15 protein-coding genes are annotated in these 16,474 nt (G+C 71.8%); 2 read left to right on the forward strand and 13 right to left on the reverse strand.

The genetic code is table 11. From position 1 onward, the window contains the following. The 11 genes from BM288_RS04105 to BM288_RS04150 form a co-directional block, all read right to left on the reverse strand. Window positions 1-1,080: DUF222 domain-containing protein (locus BM288_RS04105; protein WP_177220244.1), on the reverse strand; the 1,080-nt coding region annotated here is incomplete at its 3' end. 159 nt (window positions 1,081-1,239) lie between these two features. Then, the gene (locus BM288_RS04110; protein WP_092916259.1) at window positions 1,240-2,805 is read right to left on the reverse strand and encodes an alpha/beta hydrolase; all 1,566 of its coding nucleotides are present in this window, start codon (window positions 2,803-2,805) and stop codon (window positions 1,240-1,242) included. Between the two features lie 40 nt (window positions 2,806-2,845). Continuing rightward, window positions 2,846-3,994, reverse strand: coding sequence for a DNA polymerase III subunit delta' (locus BM288_RS04115; protein WP_092916261.1), 1,149 nt, complete (start codon window positions 3,992-3,994; stop codon window positions 2,846-2,848). Between the two features lie 38 nt (window positions 3,995-4,032). Continuing rightward, on the reverse strand, window positions 4,033-4,665 hold the full coding sequence (gene tmk / locus BM288_RS04120) for a dTMP kinase (protein WP_092916263.1): 633 nt from the start codon (window positions 4,663-4,665) through the stop codon (window positions 4,033-4,035). A 44-nt stretch (window positions 4,666-4,709) separates the two neighbouring features. Next, window positions 4,710-7,427 carry a type I DNA topoisomerase gene (topA, locus tag BM288_RS04125; RefSeq protein WP_404799690.1) on the reverse strand — a complete coding sequence of 906 codons (2,718 nt, stop codon included), beginning with the start codon at window positions 7,425-7,427 and terminating at the stop codon, window positions 4,710-4,712. An 8-nt stretch (window positions 7,428-7,435) separates the two neighbouring features. After that, on the reverse strand, window positions 7,436-7,900 hold the full coding sequence (locus BM288_RS14250) for an Rv3654c family TadE-like protein (RefSeq protein WP_143103014.1): 465 nt from the start codon (window positions 7,898-7,900) through the stop codon (window positions 7,436-7,438). Window positions 7,901-7,953: 53 nt separating this feature from the next. Then, window positions 7,954-8,301, reverse strand: coding sequence for a hypothetical protein (locus BM288_RS04135; protein WP_092917678.1), 348 nt, complete (start codon window positions 8,299-8,301; stop codon window positions 7,954-7,956). Between the two features lie 12 nt (window positions 8,302-8,313). After that, on the reverse strand, window positions 8,314-8,487 hold the full coding sequence (locus BM288_RS04140; RefSeq protein ID WP_092916267.1) for a DUF4244 domain-containing protein: 174 nt from the start codon (window positions 8,485-8,487) through the stop codon (window positions 8,314-8,316). A 134-nt stretch (window positions 8,488-8,621) separates the two neighbouring features. After that, on the reverse strand, window positions 8,622-8,744 hold the full coding sequence (locus tag BM288_RS14560; RefSeq protein ID WP_318255325.1) for a hypothetical protein: 123 nt from the start codon (window positions 8,742-8,744) through the stop codon (window positions 8,622-8,624). A 51-nt stretch (window positions 8,745-8,795) separates the two neighbouring features. After that, window positions 8,796-9,692 (reverse strand): type II secretion system F family protein, encoded by an 897-nt coding sequence (locus BM288_RS04145; protein WP_092916269.1) that lies wholly within the window; start codon window positions 9,690-9,692, stop codon window positions 8,796-8,798. Next, on the reverse strand, window positions 9,689-10,738 hold the full coding sequence (locus BM288_RS04150; protein ID WP_318255326.1) for a TadA family conjugal transfer-associated ATPase: 1,050 nt from the start codon (window positions 10,736-10,738) through the stop codon (window positions 9,689-9,691). Before BM288_RS04150 ends, BM288_RS04145 begins: the two co-directional genes overlap by 4 nt. A gap of 293 nt (window positions 10,739-11,031) precedes the next feature. On the opposite strand from BM288_RS04150, the gene acs reads away from it, so the two are divergent. Next, the gene (gene acs, locus BM288_RS04155; RefSeq protein WP_092916273.1) at window positions 11,032-12,981 is read left to right on the forward strand and encodes an acetate--CoA ligase; all 1,950 of its coding nucleotides are present in this window, start codon (window positions 11,032-11,034) and stop codon (window positions 12,979-12,981) included. A gap of 130 nt (window positions 12,982-13,111) precedes the next feature. On the opposite strand, the gene BM288_RS04160 is transcribed toward acs, so the two are convergent. After that, the gene (locus tag BM288_RS04160) at window positions 13,112-13,570 is read right to left on the reverse strand and encodes a RidA family protein (protein WP_092916275.1); all 459 of its coding nucleotides are present in this window, start codon (window positions 13,568-13,570) and stop codon (window positions 13,112-13,114) included. Beyond that, window positions 13,567-13,740 (reverse strand): Sp36 family protein, encoded by a 174-nt coding sequence (locus tag BM288_RS14565; protein ID WP_318255327.1) that lies wholly within the window; start codon window positions 13,738-13,740, stop codon window positions 13,567-13,569. The genes BM288_RS04160 and BM288_RS14565 overlap by 4 nt, the downstream gene beginning before the upstream one ends. A gap of 48 nt (window positions 13,741-13,788) precedes the next feature. Here BM288_RS14565 and BM288_RS04165 point away from each other — a divergent pair, with 48 nt between their 5' ends. Further along, a complete protein-coding gene (locus BM288_RS04165) occupies window positions 13,789-16,446 on the forward strand; it encodes a transglycosylase domain-containing protein (RefSeq protein WP_092916277.1) in 2,658 nt (885 codons plus the stop codon). Window positions 16,447-16,474 lie beyond the last annotated feature (28 nt).

Below are 16,474 nucleotides of genomic sequence, written 5' to 3' on the forward strand. Positions count from 1 at the left end.
GTCGCACGCGAGCCGCCCGACGGTCTCGATTGGCACGAGCGCGCCCGTATGCTCGATCGTCAGGGTCCGATCCGGTGTCGGCCGGTCGTGCAGGTACGCGTCGTACGCCTCGATGGTGCCGGTGAACACCAGCGTCGGCGCCTCACCGCCCGCGACCGGCGCATCGCCGGAAGCGGCATACCCACGGGCGATGCCGATCAGCACGTCGGCGTGCTTCTGTGCCAGCGTGCGGTCATCGACGATCCCGACGCCGTCGGCGCTGGGCTGCCCGTTCGCATCGACCTGCCTGCCCGCCTCGCAGTCCTCGCCGCACCCGTCGCTGCAGCCGTCGTGGCCGTCGGTGCGGAAGGCGACCTTCACGCGCGGTCCCGACGTGGCATCGAGCACCGACTTCAGCAGCGAGCCGTCCTCGGCGGTGAAGTCGCCGCGGCAGGACCAGCCGCCATGCGCGGCCCGCCAGATGCGGAACGACCGCTCGGTGCGCTGCCGCTCGTCCGCCGGCAGCACCCCGTCCGGATCGATCGCCGCCACGTAGAGGCGCGCCTGATCGGCCAGCCGCTCGGGCACCAGCGGGAAGTCGGCATCGGTGGCGGCATCGACCAGCAGGCCCTCCGCCCACGCCAGCCGCTCCAGATCCGCGCGCGGCGCCGCCGGCTCCAAGGTGCCGACGATCACCCGCGCCTGCGCGAGCGAGAGCGCACCGTCATCGAGCGCGGCCGCCACCCGCGGGTACTTGACCGCGATGTCGCCGCCGGTGAGCGACACTCCCGGGCTCGTCATCGCCGCCAGCGACAGCAGCCGCTGCGCCTGGCGGCCACGGATTCCGAACGACTGCGCGATCGCCTCCTTCGCGCTCCGGCGCCCCAGCGCGCGGCACAGCTGCTGGTCGGCCGGCCCGGTCGAGCGCTCCTCGAGCAGACCCGCCAGCCGCACCTGCAGCGCATCCACGATCCGAGACAGCGCCGCCGTGCCCTCCAGCAGCTCCCCTACCTCCGCAACCGGCGCCATCGCCAGCGCATCGATGCCCCCGAGCACAGCGCGCGCGGCTTCCACCGCTGCGCCCATCTCCTGCTCGGTCACCATCGACTCCGTCCGTTGCGACGAGAGTAGATGCGGCCACCCACACGACTCTCGAATGCCTGTTCGAGCAGGCTAGACGAGGCCACCCACGCGGGCGCGGACAGGGCGGCGGGCTGTGGACAACCAGCCCGCGCCAGACGGAACGGATGCCCGACTGGCTCAGCAGTCGATGTCGCCCGTCGGCGCCGTGCCCGTCAGGAAGTAGGCGTTGACCGGCCGGTCGACGCACGCGTTGCCGTTGTTGTACTGGCCGTGGCCCTCGGCGCCGACCGAGATGAGCACGCCCGACTCGAGCATCCCCGCCAGGTCGACCGCCTGCTGGTACGAGGTGGCGGGGTCGTTCAAACCGCCGATGACGATGATCGGGTCTGCCCCGGATGCAGTGATCTCGTGCGGCTGACGGGTGGCTTCGAACGGCCAGGCGGCGCACGAGCCGACGCCGACGAAGTCGGGGCCGAGCGTGGGCGCAGCGGCCATGATCTGCTCGGCGTTCGCGCGTATCTCGTCGAAGTCGGTCACGGCCGGCGAGTCGAGGCAGTTCACCGCGATCAGCGACTCGAGCGAGTTGTCGGCGAAGGTGCCGTCGGGGTTGACGCCGTAGTACTCGTCGGCGGCGGCATACGCCGATTCGCCGCTGCCGCTGGCGACGTCCGCGAGGATCTGCCGCAGCGTCGGCCACTGGAAGTCGCTGTACAGATTGGCGGCGATCGCGATGAACAGCGCACCCGAGCCGAGCTGTCGGCCGTCGTTGACCGCGATGGGGTTCGCATCGAGCTGGTCGATGAGCTCGCGGGTCTGGGCCAGCGCATCCGCCTTGTCGCCCTCGAAGGGGCAGTCCCTCTGCCCGAGGCAGTCGGCCACGAAGTTGCCGTAGGCGAGCTCGAAGCCGGCAGCCTGGTGCAGCGTGCCCTCGAAGTCGGCGGCGTCGGGGGCGACGGCCGCGTCGAGCACCATGCGCCCGACGTTGTCGGCGAACAGGTCGGCGTAGGTCGAGCCGATCAGCGTGCCGTACGAGACGCCCAGATAGTTGAGCTTCTCCTGGCCGAACAGCGCCCGCAGCAGATCCATGTCGCTCGCGACCTGCTCGGTGCCGACGAACTCCAGATACGGGCCGGTGTGCTCGAGGCAGGCGTCGGCGAACCACTGCGCCGACTCGAGCTGCTGCTCGAGGTCGGCATCGCTGAGCGGCTCGGGCGCCGGCCCGGGCGGCATCTCCCACAGCCAGTCGTAGAGCTCCGCCGGGTCGTCGTAGCAGCTGATCGGGGTCGAGGCACCGACACCTCGCGGGTCGAAGCCCACAAGGTCGTAGTGCTCCCGCACGTCCGGGTGCAGCAGGTAGTCGCCGTAGTCGCGCACATACTCGATGCCGGATGCGCCGGGCCCGCCCGGGTTGTAGAGGATCGCGCCCTGCCGCTCGCCGGTGGCTGGGGCGACCGTCACGGCGAGCTCGATGGTGTCGGCGGATGGGTCGTCCCAGTTCATCGGGGCCGTGACGGTGCCGCACCACAGCGTGCCGCAGTCGCTCCAGTCGACCTGCTGGCCGTAGAACTGCTCGAGCTCCGGCGCGACCTGCTCGCCCGTGGGGCTCCACTGCGGCTCGCCGGTCGACTGGCCGGGGATCTGCGGCTCACCCGGCAGCGGCGGCGGCAGGATGCACCCCGTCAGCGCGAGGGTCGACACGGCGATGGCGGCGAGCGCGGCGAGACCGCGACGGGTGCGATGCATGGCCACCACGCTATTGCCTTCGGCTATGACGATCGTCGGGTCAGCGGCGCTGCGCGGCGCGGGCCGCCTGCACGAGCATCGCCTCGAGCGCGAGCAGCGGCGGCACGTTCGCCTCGATGCGCTCGCGGGCCAGGCGGATGGCGTCGAGCACGTCGATCACGGCCGCGCGGGCGAGGTAGTCGGCCGCGGCCTGCACGGTCGGCTGCATCGCCTGGTTGACGAGCTCGCGGCCCACGCCCAGCTGCGTCATGAGGATGTCGCGGTAGAGCGAGAGCAGGTCGACCAGGATGCGGTCGACGCCGTCGCGCATGCCGCGCTTGGCGCGCTGCTTCTGCGCCTCCTCGAGCTCCTTCAGCTGCCTGCGCAGCTGCGGGGGCACCGTGCCGCCGGGCTCGATGCCCAGCTGCCGCAGCGCCTGGGCGCGCTCGAGCTCGTCGCGCTCGACGGAGAGCGCGTCGGCGTCGGCGGTCGCGATCTCGACATAGCGGGCGGCCGCCAGCACCGCCGACGCGGAGGTCGATACGCGCATGGCGATGTCGAGCGTCTCAGCACGGCGTGCCCGCGCCTCCGGGCTCTGCGCCAGCCGGCGCGCCATCCCGATGTGACTCTGCGCCTCGCGCGCGGCGCGCTCGGCGACGTCCCGCTCCACCCCGTCGCGCTCCACCAGCAGTCGCGCCACCTCGGCGGGGTCGGGCACCTGCAGCGTGAGCGTGCGCACCCGCGAGCGGATGGTCGGCAGCAGGTCGGCCTCGCTCGGCGCGCAGAGGATCCAGACTGTCTCGGGCGGCGGCTCCTCGAGCGCCTTCAGGAGCGCGTTCGAGGTGCGCTCGGCCATCCGGTCGGCGTCCTCCACGACCACCACGCGGTGGCGCGAGCTCGACGGCGCCAGCGATGCCCGCTGCACGACCGCGCGGGCCTGCGCGATGGTGATGAGCACGCCCTCGGTCGAGAGCGTGACGAGATCGGGGTGCGTGCGCGCGGTGACGAGCGTCTCGACCTCGGGGTCGATGCCGCTGGGCGGCGAGAGCAGGGCGGCCGCGAACGCGTAGGCGAGGTTCGAGCGGCCCGAGCCCGGCGGGCCGGTCAGCAGCCAGGCGTGGGTCATCGCGCCGGGTGCGTCGCCGGCAGCCCGCTGCAGCTGCGCGACGGCATCCGCCTGGCCGACGATCTCGCTCCAGCCGCCCGTCATGCGCGCTCCCCCACCGTCAGCCGTCTCCTGCAGCGCGCTCAGCGCTGCGCGTCGAGCATCGCACGGACATGCGACACGACGCTCTCGTGGACGGTCTCCGGTGCAGCGGATGCGTCGACGAGGGCGAAGCGGTTCGGCTCGGCCTCGGCGAGCCCCAGGTAGGCGGCTCGCACGCGCGCTGCGAAGTCGAGGCCCGTGTCCTCCAGGCGGTCGTACGGCGCGTGCTCGCGACCGGCCATGCGCTCGCGGCCGACCGCCGGGTCGATGTCGAGCAGGATGGTCAGGTGCGGCAGCAGCCCGTCCGTCGCCCACAGCGACAGGTCGCGGATCTGCCCACCGTCGAGCTCGCGGCCCGCGCCCTGGTAGGCGACCGAGGAGTCGAGGTAGCGATCCTGCAGCACCACGTCGCCGCGCTCGATCGCGGGGCGCACGAGCGTCGCCACGTGGTGCGCGCGGTCGGCGGCGAACAGCAGTGCTTCAGCGCGCGGCGCCACATGTCCCTCCGTGTGCTGCACCAGCCGGCGGATCTCGACGCCGAGCTCGGTGCCGCCGGGCTCGCGAGTGCGCACGACCGTGCGGCCGTGCTCCTCGAGCCACGCCTGCAGCAGTGCGGCCTGCGTCGACTTGCCCGAGCCGTCGCCGCCCTCGAGCGTGATGAAGGCGCCCGTCATGCGTCGGTGCCCGCTCGGTCGGTGGTCACTCAATCGGTGCTCGCTCACTCGGCCGGCGGAGTCTTCTTCGCGGCCGGCTTCTTCGCGGCCGGCTTCTTGGCCGCCGGCTTCTTGGCCGCGGGCTTCTTCGCGGCCGCCTTGCGCGCGGGCTTCTTCGCCGGGCCCTTGTCGCGCTTGATCTGCAGCAGCTCGACCGCGCGCTCGAACGTGACGGCCTCGACGTCCTCGCCGCGCGGAATGGTCGCGTTCGTCTCGCCGTCGGTGACGTAGGGGCCGAAGCGGCCGTCGCGCAGCTTGATGGGCTTGCCGCTGACCGGGTCGGCGTCGAACTCCTTGAGCGCCGATGCCGCCTTGCGGGCACCGTACTTGGGCTGCGCGAACTTCTCGAGCGCGCCCTCGAGCGTGATCGTGAAGATCTGCTCCTCGTCGTCGAGCGAACGGGTGTCGGTGCCCTTCGAGAGGAACGGCCCGTAGCGGCCGGGTCGGGCGGTGATCTCGGTGCCCGACTCCGGGTCGACGCCCACCACGCGGGGCAGCCCGAGCAGCTTCAGCGCCGTCGGCAGGTCGACCGACTCGGGCTCCATGGTCTTGAACAGGGATGCGCGGCGCGGCTTGGGGGCGGCTTTGCCCTTCTTCGGGGGCACGGGCTTGCCGTCATCGTCGAGCTCGACCGGCAGCACCTCTTCGATGTAGGGGCCGAAGCGGCCGTTCTTCACGGCCACGTCGAGCCCGGTCTCGGGGTGCTGGCCCAGCACGCGATCCTGCACCGGCTCGGCGGCGAAGAGCTCCTGCGCCTTCTCGGGCGTGAGCTGGTCGGGCGTCAGCTCCTCGGGGATGTTGGCGCGCTTGACCTCGCCGGCAGCATCCTGGCCCTCGAGGTACGGACCGTACTGGCCGACGCGCAGGGTGACCCCCTCGGCGACCGGGATCGAGTTGACCGCGCGGGCGTCGATGTCGCCCAGGTTGGCGACCGTCGACTGCAGGCCCGGGTGCTGCTCGCTGCCGAAGTAGAAGCGCTGCAGCCACTCCTTGCGGTCGAGTTCGCCATCGGCGATGCGGTCGAGATCGGTGAGCATCGCGGCGGTGAAGTCGTAGTCGACGTAGTCGCCCAGGTTCTCCTCGAGCAGCTTGATGGTCGAGAACGCGATCCAGTTCGGCACCAGCGCGCCGCCGCGCTGCGTGACGAAGCCGCGCCGCACGATGGTGTCGATGATCGACGCGTAGGTCGAGGGGCGGCCGATCTCGAGCTCCTCGAGCGCCTTCACGAGGCTCGCCTCGGTGTAGCGCGGCGGGGGCGTGGTGGCGTGCTCCTTGCGCTCCAGCTCGGCGAGGTCGACGACGCCGCCCTCCTTGACGTCCGGCAGCCTCGACTCGCCCGAGGACGCATCCGCTGTCTCGTCCGCGTAGCGGGCCTGGTCCTTCGACTCCTCGTAGGCCTGCAGGAAGCCCGGCTCGGTGATGACGGTGCCGGATGCGGTGAACTCGGCGACGCCACGGCTGGTCGTTCCCGAGGCGATGGTGATGGTCGCGGTCTGACCGGTCGCGTCGATCATCTGACTCGCGACCGTGCGCTTCCAGATCAGCTCGTAGAGGCGCTGCTCGTTCGGGGTGAGCGACGAGCGCACCTCGCTCGGGGTGCGGAAGCTCTCGCCCGAGGGGCGGATCGCCTCGTGCGCCTCCTGCGCCGACTTCGACTTGCCGGAGTAGTGCCGCGCGGCCTGCGGGATCGAGCCGGCGCCGTAGAGGGCCGCAGCCTGCGCGCGTGCGGCGCTGATGGCCTGCTTCGAGAGCGCGGGCGAATCGGTGCGCATATAGGTGATGTAGCCCTGCTCATAGAGCGACTGGGCGACCGACATCGTCTGCTTCGCCGACAGCTTCAGCTTGCGGCCGGCCTCCTGCTGCAGCGTCGAGGTGGTGAACGGTGCCGAGGGGCGGCGGCGGTAGGGCTTCGACTCGACGCTGGAGACCTTGAAGGCGCTCTGCTCGAGTTCGCTGGCGAGCGACTCCGCTGCCGCGGCGTCGAGCACGGTGCGCACACCCTTGATCTGGCCGCGGTCGTCGAAGTCGCTGCCGGTGGCGACCCGCGCGCCGTCGAGCCGCACGAGGCGCGCGCCGAAGCGGCTGCTGTCGGCCTCGAACTGCCCGGTGAGGCTCCAGTAGCCGGCGGCGACGAACGCCATGCGCTCGCGCTCGCGGTCGACGATCAGGCGCGCGGTGGGCGACTGCACGCGGCCCGCGCTGAGACCCTGTCGCACCTTGCGCCACAGCACGGGGCTCACCTCGTAGCCGTAGAGGCGGTCGAGGATGCGGCGGGTCTCCTGCGCGTCGACGAGCGGCATGTTCAGCTCGCGCATCTCGTCCTTGGCCTGCTGGATGGCGTCCTCGGTGATCTCGTGGAACACCATCCGCTTCACGGGCACCTTGGGCTTGAGCACCTCGAGCAGGTGCCAGGCGATGGCTTCTCCCTCGCGGTCCTCATCAGTGGCGAGGATGAGCTCGTCGGCATCCTTGAGCGCCTTCTTCAGCTCGCTCACGGTCTTCTTCTTCTCGTCGCTCACGACGTAGTAGGGGGCGAAGCCGTTGTCGACGTCGACGGCGAACTTGCCGTACGAGCCCTTCTTCAGCTCGGCCGGCAGGTCGCGCGGGCTCACGAGGTCGCGGATGTGCCCGACCGACGCCAGCACCTGGTAGCCATCGCCCAGGTACCGCTCGATCGTCTTCCCCTTCGCCGGGGACTCCACGATGACGAGCTTCTTGCCCATGCTCACGCTCACTGCTCTATAGATAAGGGGTGTCGGCCCGACCGGGCCACGATTCGACACTGTACACACGGTGTCATTGCGCGCTCACAGCCGCATGCGCCGCGTTCGCTGGCGGCGGAGGGCCGCATCTGGGTGCTGCGCCACGGTGGCGGCCCTGCGCGAGCGGTGACGGATGCGGTGAGGGGCCCGACCGGCACGGTGGCCGTCACGCGCGCCTCCAGCCCGTCGATCTGGCAGTCTGCGAGCCCCGCACCGCTCGCCGTGGCGACCGTCTGCGCGAGCCCGCAGGGGCTGCCGTCGGCGTAGCCGGCGAGCGCGTCGGCCGCGGCGAGCACGGCGGCATCGGCGGCCGCCGCCGCCCGCGCCTGCGCGATCGCCGCGGTCCCTGCGCCCACGACGAGCATCGCCAGCAGCAGCGCGACCGTCGCCACCGCGAGCGCCAGCGACGCCCCCGCCCCGCGCTCGCTCGCCACTCGGTCAAGGGACGTCGAGTGGGCTCGCAGGGCCGCATCGAGGCGACGCGATCTCACCTTCCGCCCCCGTGCGCACAGCTCCGCGCCGTCAGCGTCAGCGCCCCGCCGAGCGCCTCGCGCGTGAGGATCGCGCAGACCAGTTCCCCCTGCTGCTCGATGCGCAGTGCGGCCCCATCGGCGTACAGCGCCGGGTCGTCATCGCGCCCGGCTGCCCGCGCCGCGGCGCCGGCCGACTGCTCGAGGCTCACCTGCGCAGCCGTCGCGGCGACCGCTCCGATCGCGATCGCGATCGCCAGCACCGCCGCGGGCAACGCTGCAGCGAGCTCGGCGGTCACTGCCCCGAGCTCGCCGCGCAGGAGCCCGAAGCGGCCGCGCTCGGCGCTCGCTCGGGTCTCCCGCACGGCCCGGCGCATCTACTGCACCGTCAGCGCGCGCTGCACCATGTCGGTGAGCATCCCGCGCACCTCATCCGAGCGCAGGATCACCACCAGCAGCCCGGCGAAGCCGACAGCCGCCATCGTCGCGATGACGTACTCGGCGGTCGCGGCGCCGTCCTCTTCCTGCACCAGTCTCTCGAGCATCCTCATGCTCGCCTCCTCTCATTCGGGGAGGCCAGAGTGCGCCAGCACACCAGGTGCGCGCGCCGCGCTGGCGGCTGCCTGTGGATGGATCGGCTACGGAGCGCTGTGCGCAAGGAACGGCGCGACGGCGCTCGAGCGCCTCAGCGCTCGCGGTCGTCCGGCTCGAAGGGGTCGTCGGTCGCGATCATGGGGTGCGGAGCACCCGTGCCGGCGGCGAAGAGCGCGGCAACCCAGTTGACGATGGCGTCCCAGAGGTTCCGCATGCCGCGAGCCTAGAGATGGAGCCTGAGGATGCCCCGCCCGGCGGTCGGAGATCAGGCGAGCGGCGTCAGAGCGCCCTCGAGCATCGAGACCACCAGCGGCACGATCACCAGCAGCGAGAAGGCCGGCAGCACGCACGCGCCCAGCGGCAGCGCCAGCTGCACGGCCGCCCGCAGCGCGCGTGCCTCCCCGTCGAGCCGCGCCCGGGTGCGCGCCGCCGACGCCTCCGCGAGCAGCAGGCCGCGCACCGGCACGCCCGCCCGGCGGGCGAGGTCGAGCGCCGCGTCGACGTCGTCCCAGCCGCTCGCCGGCAGGCCGGCATCCGCGAGCGCAGCAGCCGCGAGCTCCCTGGCACGATCGGCCGCACCGCCGCCCGCGAGCGCCACCGCGACCAGGTCGAGCGCGAGCCCCGGTGCCGCATCGCCGCGCGCGGCGCGCCGCACGATGGCCCGGGACCACGCCCACGCCGCGACGAGCAGCACCCCGCCCGCGAGCACCGACCAGGTGCCGATGCCGCCGCCGAGCGCAGCGCCCAGCACGTCGAGCCCCAGCGCCAGCCCGAAGCCGAGCCCGACGATCGGCAGCAGCATGACGAGCTTCGCGGTCGCTCGCGGGCCCGCGAGCGCCGACTCCAGCGCGCGCCGCTGCGCAGCCTGCTCCCGCAGCAGTCCGGCGAGCCGCTCGAGCGTCGGCGCCATCGGCGCGCCCGTCTGCTGTGCCACCGCGAGCACTGCGGTGATCAGCCCGCCACCGGCCGCGCCGCGGACGCCTGCACCGTCCGACCGGCTGGAGCGCGCCCGACCGCCTCCGCTGCCGCCGCCGACCTGCGCGGTGACCGCAGCCGCATCCGTGCCCAGCACCGTCCACGCGCGGTCGATCGGCAGCCCGCCGGCCACCAGGGCCGCCACCCGGTGCACGGTCGCCGCGGCCTCATCCTCCTCGCGCTTCACGTCGGCCGCACCACCAGCCGCTCGCCGTCGAGCGCGAGCTCGCCGATCGCCGCCACCAGCCGCACCGGCGCGCCCGCGCCCGCGCCCGCGCCCTCGGATCGCTCGACGTGCAGCACTGCATCGATCGCGCTCACCGCCTGCCGCGCGAGCGCCGACGGCGTCAGCCCGGCGAGCGCGCCGAGCGCCTCGAGCCGCGCGGGCACGTCGTCGAGCGAGTTCGCGTGCAGGGTGCCGGCGCCCCCGTCGTGGCCGGTGTTGAGCGCCGAGAGCAGCTCGCGCACCTCTGCCCCTCGGCACTCCCCCAGCACCAGCCGGTCGGGTCGCATGCGCAGCGCCTCCCGCACGAGCTGCTCGAGGCCGATCGCACCGGCACCCTCGGCGTTCGCCTGCCGCGCCTCGAGCGCGACGACGTGCGGGTGGCGGATGCGCAGCTCGGCGACGTCCTCGATCGTCACGATGCGCTCGGTGCCGGCCGCGGCGGACAGCATCGCGCCCAGCAGCGTGGTCTTCCCCGAGCCTCCCGCGCCCGTCACCAGCACGTTCGCGCGCCGATCGACGAGCGCCCGCACCCGCTCGAGCGGCACCAGCGCGAAGGCGCCGCTCGCTTCGAGCTCGGTCAGCGACAGCGCCGCCACCCGCGGCAGCCGGATCGACAGCTGCGCGCCCGCGACGGCGACCGGCGGCAGCACCGCGTGCACGCGGATGCCGTCGTGCAGCCGCACATCCACGCACGGCGTCGCCTCGTCGACATGTCTGCCGCCTGCGGCCACGAGCGCGACGGCGAGTGAGCGAGCCCGCGACGCATCGAGCAGCAGCGGTGCGCGCTCCGCACCCGCACCGCGGTCGACCCAGACCTGCCCAGCCGTCACGAACACATCCGTCACCTCGGCCTCCGCGACCAGCGGGGCCAGTTCGCCGAACTCGCGCAGCGAGCTGCCGCCCGAGCCCGTCCTGGCAGGCGACGCGGTGGGCACGGCCGGCCGCGCGCCGGCGACGAACGGGATGCCCGTTCCCCGCCCGAACGCGGGCCCGGCTCGTGCTGTCATGGCTCGCACGGTACGACCGCACCGCGCCTGCCTGCGTCCGGGACGCATCCGTCTGTGGAGAATCGCCGGCGGACGCGCGGACAGCGGCGAGAGAAGGCGGCGCCCACCTGGGGGAGGCGGGCGCCGCCGCAGGAAGGGCGAATGGGGGATCCGCCGTGCACCTGCTCACGTCGGCCAGGCCGACGCTGACCATGGTAGGCGGGAAGCTCGCAGCCGGTGAGAGCAACACGACGCAATCTGACTGCGGCGCCCGAGTAGGCTCGCCCCGACAGTGCCGTCTATGAGGAGAACCAGTGTCTGACCGCATCGATCACCTGCTGAACGAGACCCGCCGCTTCGCGCCGCCGGAGGCGCTGGCAGGCGATTCGGCCACGTCGGCCGCGCTCTACGAGCAGGCGAGCGAGGATCGCCTGGGCTTCTGGGCCGAGCAGGCGCGGCAGCTGCAGTGGGAGAAGCCGTTCACCGAGGTGCTCGACTGGCAGCCGCCGCACGCGAAGTGGTTCCACGACGGCACGCTCAACGTGGCCGTCAACTGCCTCGACCGGCACGTCGAGGCCGGCCATGGCGACCGCGTCGCCTTCCACTGGGAGGGCGAGCCCGGCGACCGGCGCACGCTCACCTACGCCGACATGACCGCCGAGGTCAAGCGCCTCGCCAACGTGCTCGAGGGTCTCGGCGTCAAGGCCGGCGACCGCGTCGCCATCTACCTGCCGATGCTGCCGGAGGCGGTCGCCGCGATGCTCGCCTGCGCCCGCATCGGCGCCGTGCACACCGCCGTGTTCGGCGGCTTCAGCCCCTCGAACCTGCGCGGCCGCATCGACGACGCCGGCGCGACGCTCGTCATCACCACCGACGGCGCCTGGCGCAAGGGCAAGGTCTTCGCGCTCAAGCCGACCGTCGACGAGGCCCTGCGCGAGCCCGGTCATGGGGTGCGCAACGTGCTGGTCGTCAAGCGGGGCGAGAACGAGATCGACTGGGTCGACGGCCGCGACGTCTGGTACCACGAGGCGATGGCGGACGCCCCCGCCGAGCACGTGGCGCAGGCCTTCCCCGCCGAGCACCCGCTGTTCATCCTCTACACCTCGGGCACGACGGGGAACCCCAAGGGCATCCTGCACACCAGCGCCGGCTACCTGACCCAGACCTCGTTCACGCATCGCCACGTGTTCGATCTGAAGCCCGAGTCGGATGTCTTCTGGTGCACCGCCGACATCGGCTGGGTCACCGGACACAGCTACACCGTCTACGGCCCGATGGCCAACGGCACCACGCAGGTGATGCACGAGGGCACCTTCGACACCCCGACGCCCGAGCGCCCGTGGCAGATGATCGAGCGCTACGGCGTCACCATCTTCTACACCGCCCCCACGGCCATCCGCACCTTCATGAAGCTCGGCCGGCAGCACACGCAGACGAGCGACCTGTCGAGCCTGCGGGTGCTCGGCTCGGTGGGCGAGCCCATCAACCCCGAGGCCTGGATCTGGTACCGCGACGTCGTCGGCGGCGGCCACACCCCGGTGGTCGACACGTGGTGGCAGACCGAGACCGGCGCGATCATGATCTCGGCGCTCGCCTCGGTGACGACGCTCAAGCCCGGCAGCGCGCAGGTGCCGATCCCGGGCATCGAAGCGGATGTGTACGACGAGTCGGGCACGCCGGTCGCGAACGGCGATGGCGGGCTGCTCGTCATCCCCGAGCCGTGGCCGTCGATGCTGCGGACCATCTGGGGCGACGACGAGCGCTACCGCACGACCTACTGGGAGAAGTTCGGCGACACCTACTTCGCCGGCGACGGCGCCCGCAAGGACGAGGACGGCGAGATCTGGATGCTCGGCCGCGTCGACGACGTCATGAACGTCTCCGGCCACCGGCTCTCGACCGCTGAGATCGAGTCGTCGCTCGTCGCGCACGAGGGCGTCGCCGAGTCGGCGGTGGTGGGGGCGACGGATGCGACCACGGGCCAGGCGGTCGTGGCGTTCGTGATCCTGAAGGAGTCGGCGTCGAAGGAGCACTCGGTCGAGGAGGCCGAGCAGATCCTGCGGCAGCACGTGGCGAAGGACATCGGCGCCATCGCCCGCCCGCGCCAGGTCTTCATCGTGCCGGACCTGCCCAAGACCCGCTCGGGCAAGATCATGCGGCGGCTGCTGCGCGATCTCGCCGAGGGTCGCGCGCTCGGCGACACCACGACCCTGGCCGACCAGAGCGTGGTCGACGCGATCAAGGAGCAGTTCCGCGGCGCGTGAGCGCCGCGGGTCGAGGAGCGCGCGCCGCAGGCGCACGCGTCACGAGACCAGCTGTCGCCCCGAGCGCGAGTCTTGGTCTCGAGACGCGTCCGGGCTTCGCCCGGGCGCTCCTCGACCGGCGGGCGTAGGCCTACGCGTAGGCGACGACGAGCTCCACCTCGACGGGTGCCGAGAGCGGCAGCTCGAAGACGCCGACGGCGCTGCGGGCATGCTTGCCGGCGTCGCCGAAGATCTCGCCCAGCACGTCGCTCGCGCCGTTGACGACGCCCGGCTGGCCGGTGAAGCCGTCGGCCGAGGCGACGAACCCGACCACCTTGACGATGCGGGTGACGCGGTCGAGCGAGCCGATCTCTGCCTCGATCGCGGCGAGCGCGTTGAGCGCGCACTGGCGCGCATCCGCCTTGGCATCCTCGGCCGAGACCTCGCCGCCGACCTTGCCGGTGCGGGGCATCGCGCCATCGACCATCGGCAGCTGCCCGGAGGTGTAGACGAAGCCGTTCGCCGAGACAGCGGGCACGTAGGAGGCCACGGGCGGCACGACCGTCGGCAGCGTGATGCCGAGCTCGCTCAACCGCTCCGCGATGCTCACGCCGTCTCCTCCGACTCGACCGGGCGCTTCAGGAACGCGACCATGCCGCCCTCTGGGCCGTTCGCGACGTGCACGAGCTCCCAGCCATCGGTGCCCCAGGTGTTCAGGATCGCCGTCTCCCGGTGGATCAGGAGCGGTGTCGTCACGTACTCCCACGTCGTTCTTGCCATCGTCTGTCGTCCCTGCCCTCATAGGTTGTTCCCGTACCCTGGCATGCTATGGCCGCAACACGACACAAGCCAGGAAGCCTGCTGGGCTCGATCCTCGGGCTCATCGGGTTCTCCGCGATCGCCGGGATCCTCATCTCGGCGACCCTGACGCCCGCGCTCGCCGTCGCGAGCAGCACCGCGAACAGCGGCCTCGACCTCTTCGAGAGCCTCCCCTCGTACGCGCAGATCAACCAGCAGGCCGAGCGCAACCGCATCTACGGCATGCGCGACGGCCAGCCGGTGGAGATGGCCCAGTTCTACGCCCAGGACCGCCAGGTGCTGCAGTGGAGCGACGTGCCCTCGAACGCGGTGAACGCCCTGGTCGCCGGCGAGGACCGCCGCTTCTACACCCACGGCGGCGTCGACGCACCCTCCGTCATCCGCGCAGGCATGTCGCAGCTGGGCTTCGGCGGCGACTCGGGAGCCTCGACGCTCACCATGCAGCTCGTGCGCATGCAGATCGCGATCGACGCGTGCCTCGCCGATCCCGAGGACGAGGCGGCCCAGGCGACGTGCGCGGCGCAGTACACCGAGTCGTACCAGCGCAAGCTCGCCGAGATGCGGCTCGCGATCGGCCTCGAGCAGGTCTACACGAAGAACGAGATCGTGCTGGCCTATCTGAACCTCGCCAACTTCGGCGGCAACGTCTACGGCATCGAGTCAGGCGCGCAGCGCATCTTCGGCAAGCCTGCATCGGAGCTGACGGTCGCCGAGGCGGCGGCGCTGATCGCCACCGTGCAGAACCCCTCAACGCGCAACCTCTTCAATGCCGAGAACTGGCCGCGCAATCAGGAGCGCCGCGACTTCATCATCGGCATGATGGCCTCCGAAGGGCACATCACGGCCGAGCAGCGCGACGAGGCGATCGCGATCCCCGTCGACGAGAACTTCGTGAACCTTCAGCCCGCCAACAACGGCTGCATCGCCGGGCACGACTCCGCGCGATTCTTCTGCGACTACGTGCAGCGCGTGCTGCAGAACGACAAGGTCGACGGCCACTACATCCTCGGCGCCGAGCAGGCCGACAACGCCCGCGCCCTCTTCCAGGGCGGCTACCGCATCTACACCTCGATCGACCTGAGCCTGAACGACGCCAACCAGGCGGTCGTCGACGCCTACGCGCCGAACGACTACGCCGACTGGTTCGGTGGTGCGGTGACCCAGCTCGAGGTCGGCACCGGCCGCATCCTCTCCATGGTGCAGAACAAGGATTACGACCCGCGCGCCGACCCCTCGTTGCCCGAGGGCGAGGAGGCGCCGTCGATGACGGCGACGGCGGTGAACTACAACGTCGACTACCGCCATGGTCGCTCGATCGGCTTCCAGCCCGGGTCAGGGTTCAAGATCTTCACCCTTGCGCAGTGGATCATCGACCGGCACTCGGTGAACGAGCAGGTCGATGCGACCGAGGAGAACTGGACGACCGGTGAGTTCACCGCCTCGTGCAATCCCGGAGCCACCGCCATCGCAGCCGGAGGCTGGGAGCCGCAGAACAACGAGGGCAACCAGTACTCGCGCATGACGCCGACGGAGATCATGGTGAACTCCGTCAACACCGGCACGCTGCGGATGGCGAGCCAGCTCGACCTCTGCGACGTGATGGACACGGCGGCCGCCATGGGCATCGAGCGCGGCGACGCCGGCTCGATCAGTTCGATCACCGGCGAACCGATCGAGAACAACCTCGTGCCGATGCCCTCCTCGGTCATCGGCGGCGCGTGGCCGGTGACGCCGATGGCCATGGCGGAGGCCTTCGCGACCATCTCGAACGGCGGCATCCACTGCGAGCCGATCGCGATCGACCGCATCGTCGCCCGCGACGGGTCGGAGGTCGCCCCTCCGGGGCAGAACTGCCAGCAGGCGATCACCCCCGAGGTCGCGTCGGTCATGCAGCTCGTGCTGGAGGAGGTGACGCAGCGCAACCCGCTGAACAACCCGGCGGGCACCACACCGGTCATCTCGAAGACCGGTACGACCAACGGCGTCCGGCAGACCTGGGTCAACGGTGCGAGCCCGACCGTCGCCACCTCCGTCTGGGTCGGCAACATCGCGGGCAGCAACAACCTCGACGATCTGAACCTCTGGAACGTGCGCTCGCAGATCTTCCGCGGCGTGATGACCGAGGCGATCAACCGCTACCCCGGTGGGCAGTTCCTCACCCCCGACCAGGACACCCTGCAGGGTGACGCGAACGCGCTGCCCGACGTGACCGGTCAGAGCGTCGCCGACGCGCAGGCCACACTCGAGGCCGCCGGCTTCGAGGTCCAGGTCGCCGACCCGATCGACGGCATCCAGCCCAGCGGCATGGTCGAGTACACCGCGCCCGGCGCGGGCTCGCCCGTGACCACGCAGACGCCGATCATCATCTACCCCTCCAACGGAGCGCTGGCGCCCGACGCCGAGCAGCCGGAGGAGTCGACTGCGCCGGATGCGGCCGGACAGACGTGGCCGGACCTCTCGGCACAGTCGATCGGCGACGCCAGATCCACGCTGGCCAGCGCCGGCTTCAACCCCGACCTGATGCAGGTCACCTGGCAGGATCACGGCGAAGCGAACCTCTGCACCGTGCTGGCGCAGAATCCGCTGCCCGACGCCCCCGGCGGGCCCAACGATCCGATCTCGGTCGTCGTCGGCACCAACGCCTCCGGAGGCGACCCTGGCTGCTAGCCCGAGAGCGCTCGGCGCGGTCGTCGGC

Origin of the sequence: Agrococcus baldri (assembly GCA_900114805.1) — a bacterium.
GTDB classification, from domain to species: domain Bacteria; phylum Actinomycetota; class Actinomycetes; order Actinomycetales; family Microbacteriaceae; genus Agrococcus; species Agrococcus baldri.

Excerpts from the sequence above, each read along its gene's own strand:
- topA (WP_404799690.1), bottom strand. The coding sequence starts at position 7,427 with ATGGGCAAGAAGCTCGTCATCGTGGAGTCCCCGGCGAAGGGGAAGACG.
- BM288_RS04115 (WP_092916261.1), bottom strand. The coding sequence starts at position 3,994 with ATGACGGGCGGCTGGAGCGAGATCGTCGGCCAGGCGGATGCCGTCGCG.
- BM288_RS04150 (WP_318255326.1), bottom strand. The coding sequence starts at position 10,738 with ATGACAGCACGAGCCGGGCCCGCGTTCGGGCGGGGAACGGGCATCCCG.
- BM288_RS14565 (WP_318255327.1), bottom strand. The coding sequence starts at position 13,740 with ATGGCAAGAACGACGTGGGAGTACGTGACGACACCGCTCCTGATCCAC.
- BM288_RS04140 (WP_092916267.1), bottom strand. The coding sequence starts at position 8,487 with ATGAGGATGCTCGAGAGACTGGTGCAGGAAGAGGACGGCGCCGCGACC.
- BM288_RS14560 (WP_318255325.1), bottom strand. The coding sequence starts at position 8,744 with ATGCGGAACCTCTGGGACGCCATCGTCAACTGGGTTGCCGCGCTCTTC.
- tmk (WP_092916263.1), bottom strand. The coding sequence starts at position 4,665 with ATGACGGGCGCCTTCATCACGCTCGAGGGCGGCGACGGCTCGGGCAAG.
- BM288_RS04165 (WP_092916277.1), top strand. The coding sequence starts at position 13,789 with ATGGCCGCAACACGACACAAGCCAGGAAGCCTGCTGGGCTCGATCCTC.
- BM288_RS04110 (WP_092916259.1), bottom strand. The coding sequence starts at position 2,805 with ATGCATCGCACCCGTCGCGGTCTCGCCGCGCTCGCCGCCATCGCCGTG.